This window comes from Methylorubrum zatmanii (assembly GCF_014845115.1).
GTDB lineage: Bacteria > Pseudomonadota > Alphaproteobacteria > Rhizobiales > Beijerinckiaceae > Methylobacterium > Methylobacterium zatmanii.
The window spans coordinates 1-8,362 of sequence record NZ_NKUI01000168.1; the positions used below are offsets into that span (position 1 = coordinate 1).

The 8,362-nt window shown below is 68.8% G+C and carries 8 protein-coding genes; 3 read left to right on the plus strand and 5 right to left on the minus strand.

Annotated elements, in window-relative coordinates; translation table 11 throughout:
* Window positions 1-122 precede the first annotated feature (122 nt).
* On the plus strand, window positions 123-443 hold the full coding sequence (locus MZTS_RS19090; RefSeq protein WP_192285026.1) for a 2Fe-2S iron-sulfur cluster-binding protein: 321 nt from the start codon (window positions 123-125) through the stop codon (window positions 441-443).
* 77 nt (window positions 444-520) lie between these two features.
* Here the strand turns inward: MZTS_RS19090 and MZTS_RS19095 are convergent, their stop codons facing one another.
* The gene (locus MZTS_RS19095) at window positions 521-1,696 is read right to left on the minus strand and encodes a vWA domain-containing protein (RefSeq protein WP_192285027.1); all 1,176 of its coding nucleotides are present in this window, start codon (window positions 1,694-1,696) and stop codon (window positions 521-523) included.
* Window positions 1,697-1,932: 236 nt separating this feature from the next.
* Between MZTS_RS19095 and MZTS_RS19100 the strand changes: the two genes are divergently transcribed.
* Entirely contained in the window at window positions 1,933-2,340 is a 408-nt protein-coding gene (locus MZTS_RS19100; RefSeq protein WP_192285028.1) for a hypothetical protein, read from the plus strand.
* A 384-nt stretch (window positions 2,341-2,724) separates the two neighbouring features.
* Entirely contained in the window at window positions 2,725-3,264 is a 540-nt protein-coding gene (locus tag MZTS_RS19105; RefSeq protein ID WP_192285029.1) for a Ros/MucR family transcriptional regulator, read from the plus strand.
* Between the two features lie 643 nt (window positions 3,265-3,907).
* On the opposite strand, the gene MZTS_RS19110 is transcribed toward MZTS_RS19105, so the two are convergent.
* The 4 genes from MZTS_RS19110 to MZTS_RS19125 all read right to left on the minus strand — a co-directional run bounded on the left by MZTS_RS19110 (window position 3,908) and on the right by MZTS_RS19125 (window position 8,210).
* A complete protein-coding gene (locus MZTS_RS19110) occupies window positions 3,908-4,642 on the minus strand; it encodes a NepR family anti-sigma factor (RefSeq protein WP_192285030.1) in 735 nt (244 codons plus the stop codon).
* Window positions 4,643-4,886: 244 nt separating this feature from the next.
* Window positions 4,887-5,711, minus strand: a complete 825-nt coding sequence (locus MZTS_RS19115; RefSeq protein ID WP_192285031.1) for a class II glutamine amidotransferase — start codon at window positions 5,709-5,711, stop codon at window positions 4,887-4,889.
* A gap of 130 nt (window positions 5,712-5,841) precedes the next feature.
* Entirely contained in the window at window positions 5,842-7,026 is a 1,185-nt protein-coding gene (locus MZTS_RS19120; protein ID WP_192285032.1) for a hypothetical protein, read from the minus strand.
* Window positions 7,023-8,210: a quinol:electron acceptor oxidoreductase subunit ActD gene (locus tag MZTS_RS19125; RefSeq protein WP_343068805.1), complete on the minus strand. Its 1,188-nt coding sequence runs from the start codon at window positions 8,208-8,210 to the stop codon at window positions 7,023-7,025. Before MZTS_RS19125 ends, MZTS_RS19120 begins: the two co-directional genes overlap by 4 nt.
* Between the last annotated feature and the right edge of the window lie 152 nt (window positions 8,211-8,362).

The following is an 8,362-nucleotide window of genomic DNA, read 5'->3' on the forward strand; positions in this document are numbered from 1 at the left end:
ATCCGGGCGCGACGGAAAAACGCCCGTTCCCCGCTTGCATTCTGACGCTCCCGCCCGCAAGCAGGCGCCACGCCGCCCCTCGAAGGATCGCAGGCGGACGCCGATACGTCCCGGAGCAAGGTATGCCCAAGATCACCTTCGTCGATCACGCCGGCACGGCCCGCACGATCGACGGCGAGGTCGGCTCGACCGTCATGGAGACGGCGATCCGTAACAACGTTCCGGGAATCGACGCCGAGTGCGGCGGGGCCTGCGCCTGCGCCACCTGCCACGTCTACGTGGACGCCGAATGGGCCGACAAGGTCGGCCCGGCCGAGCCGATGGAGCAGGACATGCTCGATTTCGCCTCGGACGTGCGCGCCACCTCGCGCCTGTGCTGCCAGATCCGCGTGACGCCCGAACTCGACGGCCTCACCGTGACGACCCCGGCCCGCCAGGGCTGATCGTTTTATGCGTTCCGGCGTTCCCCGCCCCCTCGCGCGGGGACGGCGTGGGGCGCCCCGAAGCGGACGATGACGCCCTATCGCAGCAGCGCCCGCATCGCCCCGTCCAGACCTTCGAGGGTCAGCGGGAACATCCGGTCGGAAAAAATCCGGCGGACCATGCCGATCGAGGGCGTATGGGCCCAGTGCTCGGCCGTAACGGGATTGAGCCAGACGGCTTTCTGGAAATGGTCGAGCACGCGGCCGAGCCAGACCTCGCCGGCCTCCTCGTTCCAGTGCTCCACCGAGCCGCCGGGATGGGCGATCTCGTAGGGGCTCATCGAGGCGTCGCCCACGAACACCACCCGGTAATCGGACGGGTAAGTGCGGATCACGTCGAGGAGCGGGATGCGCTCGTCGTGGCGGCGACGGTTCTCGGTCCAGACCGCCTCGTAGGGGCAGTTGTGGAAGTAGAAATGCGCGAAGTGCTTGAACTCGGAGCGCGCGGCTGAGAACAGCTCCTCGGCCAGCTCCACGTGCCAGTCCATCGAGCCGCCGACATCGAGGAACAGCAGCACCTTCACGGCGTTGCGGCGCTCCGGGCGCAGCTTCACGTCGATGAAGCCCTGGCGCGCGCTCTCGCGGATGGTGCCGTCGAGGTCGAGTTCGTCGGCCGCCCCCGTCCGGGCGAAGCGGCGCAGGCGCCGCAGCGCCACCCGCATGGAGCGGGTGCCGAGTTCGCGGGAATCGTCGAGATCCTTGAACTCGCGGCGGTCCCACACCTTCACCGCGCGGAAGTTGCGGTTACCGTCCTGGCCGATGCGGATGCCCTCGGGGTTGTAGCCATAGGCGCCGAAGGGTGAGGTGCCCCCGGTCCCGATCCATTTCGAGCCGCCCTGGTGGCGCTCCTTCTGTTCGGCCAGACGCTGCTTCAGGGTCTCGAACAGCTTGTCCCAGCCGAGCGCCTTCAGCTCGGCCTTCTCCTCTCCCGTCAGATACTTCTCGGCGAGCTTGCGCAGCCATTCCTCGGGGATCGCCGCGGGCTCGACCGCTTCGCCCAAGGTTTCGAGGCCCTTGAACACGGAGGCGAACACCCGGTCGAACCGGTCGAGGTTGGACTCGTCCTTCACCAAGACGGTGCGGGCGAGGAAGTAGAACTCCTCCACCCGCTTGCCCGCGAGATCGCTCTCCATCGCCTGAAGCAGGGTGAGATATTCGCGCAGGGAAACCGGCACCCGGGCCTCGCGCAGGCCGGTGAAGAACTGGAGCAGCATCGGGCCAGAACGCCCCAGCCCGGCCCATGGGTCAACCCATTGCCGAAGCCAAGCGATGGCCAGTGGCCGCGCCTGAACGCGCAAAGCTTCGCTGCGAGTCCTGTGGATAGATTCCATTTCCGGTGGATATCGTCCGGCCCTGCCTTTCGCCGGGAGCAACAACCGTCATCTGGCTGAAACTAAGGTGCGTCGCACAAAGCAGGATGAGTCCGTGACTTGATGACTGGATGGATGCCATGCCCGTGGTCTTGCGGTCCTTGAGCGATTTCAAGAAATTTCTTCGCAAGCCGGGCGCGACGCTGCAGATCGTCCAGAACACCTTCGTCGACCGCCAGGACGAGGCCTCCCAGGCCGCCTATCGCCGCAAGGGGCTGTACGAACCGCGCACCCTGCGGGCGATGTCGAAGAAGGCCGCGATCTTCGACGTGAGGGGCCACGACACCACGGTCTGGCTCTACTGGGATCGCGGCACCCGCCACTGGCGCTTCTCCGGCGATACCGTCACGGTTCCGCTCAACGCGACCCTGGGGCCGCCCGATGCGGTGGTCTATCGCTGCACATTGCCGGATACGGGCGAGCGACGGATCCGACGCCGCTCGGCGGCGGCAAGCAACATTGCCGAAGCGGCGCTGCCGGGCCTGTAAAAGCCGGAACCCGGTCCCGCGCGCCGCCCGCAACCTCGAAGCTGACCGGCAACGGCGCGACACACAATCTGTCGAAGCGTGCACCGCCCCGGTGACAGCTTGAGGGATTTCTCGGTGGCGCCGGGAATCCAAGCTCACGATTTGTTGAGCGACGCGAATCATTGGTGTCGCATCGCCCCTTTTTTCAGCCCTCAGCTTGCCTGAGCCACCTTGAGCAGAGCGGAGACGTACCCCAACCTGACCTGATCCGTCGAAATATGAGCATAACGGCGGCCTTTGCTCGGTTTTTCAGTCAGATTTCGGGAAAGACGGCAGAAACGGCCTTGAAACTTTTCGCCATTCTTTTAGCTCACAAGATCGAGGGGCCAATCAGGATCTTTTGGAATGTCGGAAAGCAGTCAGGTTCCACAACTCGATCGTATCGAACTCGCCGCCGATCTCGTCTCGGCTTATGTCTCGAACAACTCGCTCCCATCGGCTGAACTGCCGGCTCTGATCACTCAAGTCTACGCGGCCCTCCTCGGCCTCTCGGCGCCCCAGGCCGCCGAGGAAGAAGAGGTCGAGCGGGCCACGCCGGCGCAGATCAAGAAGTCGATCACGCCCGACGCGCTGATCTCCTTCATCGACGGCAAGCCCTACAAGACGCTCAAGCGTCACCTGACCACGCACGGCCTGGATATCGAAGGCTATCGCCGCCGCTACGGCCTGCCCGCCGACTATCCGACGGTGTCGGCCAATTACTCGGCCGCGCGTTCGGCGCTCGCCAAGGATCTCGGCCTCGGCCAGCAGCGCCGCAAGCCTTCGGCGAAGGCGGCCGAGCCGGTGGATGAGGTGGTGGCCGAGGCCCCGGCGGAACCGCGCCGCAAGAGCGGCACGAGCGGCGAAGGCCGCAAGCCCGGCGGGCGTCGCAAGGCCGCGGCCTGAGCCCGGATACCGGACCGGCTGGAGCAGTTGGTCCGAGTTCCGCGCATGGACAAAACCCGGAGGCAGATCCAGGCCGCCCCGCTCGGCAGGAACTCGTGGCAGAGGCAAAGCCCTTCGTGCCTGCAGCGATGAGATTCCGCCGGAGGCGACGCCACCACGCGTGATGGATCTGCCGCTCCGCCCGGACGCCGTTTCGCATCATGCCAGGCTCAGATAGCCAGGCGAGCAGGGCCAGCGCCGGTTCCATTCAATGTTCAGCGCGCCGCTTAGACCGAATCATCGGAGCGCCGGCAGGCCGTTCGACAGGTCCTTCCTGGTGATCGGACGGTCCTCATGCCCAAGCGCTGCGGTCAAAGGCCCGTAGTGGCTCTCACGAAACTCCCACTGCACTGTCGCGGCCATACCACATCCGGTCGATCTCTTCGGGATGGCGGATTTGGGCTTCGCTCAGGCGCCGCGCAGACTTGTTGATACGGGACCGCTCCGATCAAGCGGATACCGTCTCAGAGGGAAGCGATAACATCCTCGGGAGCTTCGCGAGCGTCAGCGGCGCGACCTGTCCGAATAGCGCGGTGCCCGGAATGGCCACGGGCTCGCGTCGCGATGCCTTGAGAGAGACCGAAATCGTCGGCCTGATGCCATATCAGGCGTCGGGCATCGCCGATTGGATGAAGCGGTCGGAGCCGAGATCCTCCTCGTCGTAGCCGAGGAGTTCCGCCAGGCGGCCGCGGGCGCGGCTGACGCGGCTCTTCACCGTGCCGACCTTGCACCCCATGATGGTGGCGGCCTCCTCATAGGAGACGCCCTCCGCGCCCACCAGCACCAGGGCCTCGCGCTGATCCGGCGGCAGCTTGGCCAGCGCGCTCTGCAGATCCTCGACATCGAGCCGGTCGCCCTGATGCGGCGCGGTGGCGAGGCGGGCGGCGTAGGACCCGTCCTGATCTTCGACCTCGCGCACGCGCTTGCGGTGATCCGAGTAGAAGATGTTGCGCAGGATCGTGAACAGCCACGCATTGAGGTTGGTGCCCGGCTGGAACCGGGCGCGGTGCTGCCAGCCCTTGAGCAGGGTGTCCTGCACGAGGTCGTCGGAGCGGGCGGGATTGGAGGTCAGCGACAGGGCGAAGGCGCGCAGGGACGGGACCGCGGCCAGGAGGCCGTTGCGGAAATCCGGATCGACCCGCTCGCCCTGGGCCTTGAGCGCCGCTTCGAGCTTTCCGATCAGTTCGGCGAAGCGGGACGGCGTATCCTCGCTCGCCCCGAGCGTCTCGTAGACGCTGCGCAGATGGTCGCCGAGATGGGTACGGATCGTGTCGGACAGCTTGGGACGGCCGTCGGTCATCGCGGGACGATCCAGGGTCGCTTCGGTGTCGTTGCGCATCGGGCTCTTCGCGATCGGGCTTTCTGTGCAGTCCGGAGGACCGCGCGTCGCCGGCAGGGGCTCAAGGCAGCATCTGACGCGGTCCTTAACATAGTTGTAGCGCATTGCCCGGCCGAAGACACCCGCATCGCGAGAAATACGGCCACGCTTGCACACAGCTCCGGCAGAGTGTTGCCGATTTCTGCCGGATTCTTGAGATGGCCGCACAATCCTGCAGCGAAAATGCGGCAAATCGGCAGCGGCCTCAGGCCGCGCCGCGCATCTCCGGCGCCGGCCGCCGCCGGGTCGCCGGCCGCGCGCCCTTGAGCACCCGCACCACGCCATCGGTGAGCACCAGGGTGTCGCCGCGCTCGAGTTCGGTCCAGGTCTCGTCCCGGGTGAGGGCCCGGGTCGCGATCACCGTGACGATGTCGGTCTCGGTGGTCTCCTGCGCGAAATCGACCCGCCAATCCTCGTCGATCAGGGTCGCGGTGCCGAACGGCGCACGCCGGGTCAGATAGCAGAGCCGCTTGCCGCAATGGGCATAGAGCACGCGGCTGTCGCTCAGCAGCATGTTGAACACGCCGAGTTCGGACAGGGCGAGGGCGTAGTCCGCGATCGCCGCCTCCAGGGCCGCCGGCCGGGGCGGCTTGGGGAAGCGGTCCTGCAGCTGCGACAGGATCCAGCAGAAGGCGTACTCGCTGTCGGTGGTGCCGATCGGCTCGAAGCGTCCCAGGGGCAAGCGCTTCACGCCCTTGAGCTGGCCGTTATGGGCGAAGGTCCAGCGCCGTCCCCACAATTCCCGCGAGAACGGATGGGTGTTCTCCAGGCTGACGCGGCCGCGATTGGCCTTGCGCACATGAGCCACCACGATGCGGCTCTTGATGGGATAGCGCCGCAGCAGCTTGGCCAGCTCCGAGCGGGCGCTCGGCTCGGGGTCGTGGAACGAACGGCAGCCGCGGCCCTCGTAGAAGGTGATGCCCCATCCGTCGGCGTGCGGACCTGTCTCGCCGCCACGGCGGGCCAGGGCGGCGAAGGAGAACCGGATGTCGGTCGGCACGTTCGCGCTCATTCCGAGCAATTCGCACATGGTTGGGTCGTGAACTTCGCGCGGCGCCGAGGGGAGGGCGAAGTTAGGCAGCTTCCCCGCCCCCGACAACCGCCTCGCGGCACCGATCCCAGGACAATCGCCCGTATGCGGTCGGGCGGAGCCGGGCGCCTCACGCACCCGGCACGCGCACCGGCTCGGCGGCTCTGCTCCGGCGCTCGCGCCCCGGCCAAGCGGGCGTGACGGCGAGTCCGGGGAACAGGCGCCGGACCAGGGGCGCCAGGCCCGCCGCCAGCCCGGCGATCCCGGCCAGCGCCAAGCCATCGACAACGGTGAGCCGGAAACTGCCCCGGAACGCCGGCGTGACGAACCAGAACAACTCGGCGAGGTGAACCCCGACGGCGAGCGCGGCCACGAGGCGCGTCCGGTTCTCACCGGGGCGCAGGGTCAGGAGAGCGGCGAGTCCGATCAGGGCTGCGCCGGCCAGCAACAGGGCGCGGCCGGAGGCGCCGGCGCGCGGGCGGTACCACGCGGCTGCCCCCGGATCGGCGGCGACCCCAAGCATCAGGAACTGCACCGCGTGCAGGCCGGCCCAGACCAGGAGCATGACGGCGAGCGGGGTGAGCCGGTCGTGCCGCCGCCGGGCGGGGCCGACATCGGGGGGCGCCACCAGGATCGCGGCGGCCAGCGCGAGACTCGACCAAGCCGCCATCGTCAGCAGGCCGAAGGCACTGGCGTGGAAGCGAAGTCCCGGCACGCCCTTCACCGACATCACGAGGTCGAAGGCGGCGAGGGTGCCGATCACGGTGTGAAGACCGAGGCCGAGCACGGCGCGCCCGTCATCCATGCGCCCGGCCTTGCCCCAGGGCTCGCCGCCCCGGCGGGCGAACAGAAGCGCGAGGCCGGTCCAGAGGACGAAATAGAGGCCGAGGCGCGCGGCCAGGAACACGGCCGGCAGCCGGGCCAGGCCGAACGGGCCATCCGGCGGGGGAGAGTAGAGCAGGGCGGCGGCGAAGGGGATCGGCAGGCTGAGCAGGGCCGCCACCGGCATCAGCGCCAGCAGGCCGCGCAGGGTTTCGAGCAGGGCGGTTTCCGGCTGCGGACGCCACGCATCCGCCCGCTCGATCATGATGACGACGGGCAGGGCACCTGCGGGCAACGCCAGGAGGCAGATCCAGGCGGCGAGATAGGCGGGTGCGAGCTTGACAAGGCCGGCGAGATGGGCGGCGGCGAGCAGGCAGCAGAGCCCGGCCAGGAACGCCGCCGCCGGGCGGCGGGCCGGATCGAGGAAGTAACCGCGGGCGGATTTCGCCCCCGCCGCCTTGCGGGCCGCGCCGCCCTTCTCCTGCACGCTCACCGCCGTGCCTCCGAAAGGCCGGGACCATAGATGGCGAGCGGCCGCCCGGCGGACGGGGGCAGTCCGTGCAGGCGGCGGGCCAAGGCGGCCGGATCGAGGGCGCCGACGGGAGACAGGATCGTCAGGACGAAGTACCCGCCGAGGCCGGCCGGCGGAGCGCCCTCAGGGCGACCCGTCCGCAAGGCAAGGGCAAGAGCCGTCGCGATGCCGAAGCCTCCCCCCAGAACGGCGGCCGAACAGGCCGGAATCGTCAGCATCGCCCAGGAGAAGGCCGCCACCGCCCCGTCGCGCGGGCCAGCCATCGCTCCCTGCACGGCGAGGAACAGGCCGGCTCCGAGAACCGCGCCGAGGAGCGCGAGGCGGGACAGAGCTCGCTCGTCGCGATGCAGGGCGGCGGCGGCCTCCGGCAGCGGCACAGGTCCGAAGGCGTCGAACCGTGGCGGGCGGTCGAGGACCGAGAGCCCCCGCGCCGCCTCGGCGAGGCCGGCCTCCGAGGTGAACACGGCGCCGAAACCCGCGCGGCTCGGGGCAAACCGCTCAAGCATGTCCGGCGCGGCGCGGACATTGACGGCGAGGGCGAGTTGCCGCGTCTCGGCGATGGAGACCGGGGGAACGAGGCGCACGATCAGGAGCAGGCCGAGGACGAACAGGCCGAGGGGGCCGAGGAAGGCGGCGGCTCCCGTCAGCACATCCGCGAGCCCGTTCGCGGTCGCGTCGGCCGGGGCGACCGCACCGTGATCGGCCCGGAGACCGGCCGCGACGACCGCGCCGATCAGGCCGAGGGCGGGGGCGTTCCGCCGCACGGCGCCGATCCAGAACAGCTGCGTGGGCAGGAGGCCGGCGATCATCAGGGTCCGGAAGGCCGGAGCTTCGTCGCCGAGGAGCTTTTCCGACAAGGCCGTGCGCTCGGCGGCATCGCCGTAGAGGAGGGCAGTCACACTCTCGGTCACGTGGCAGTAGAGGGCCGCGAGGCCGAAGGCGAGGATGAGCCGGCCGAGGATATCGAGATGCCGGCCGGTGACGAGGCCGTCGAGGCCCAGGATTCGCCGCAGGGCCACGGCCAGGGCGGCGGTCAGCCCCGCGCCGGAGAGCACGGCCTCGACCACCAGGGCGACGGGCCGCAGGGTATCGTGCCGGTCGAAGCGAAGGGCGACGGACAGGGCGAGATCCGTCAGCACGGCCACCGCTGCGACGATGCCGAGCAGGGCGAGCCCCCGGCTGGCTCGTCCCCAGACCAGCCATTGCAGCGCCGAGCCATGCCCTGTCCTTTATCCACATCTGACGCTGCCGCCAAATCACACGGTGTAGAGCCGCGAATTGTCGGTATCTCTATTAA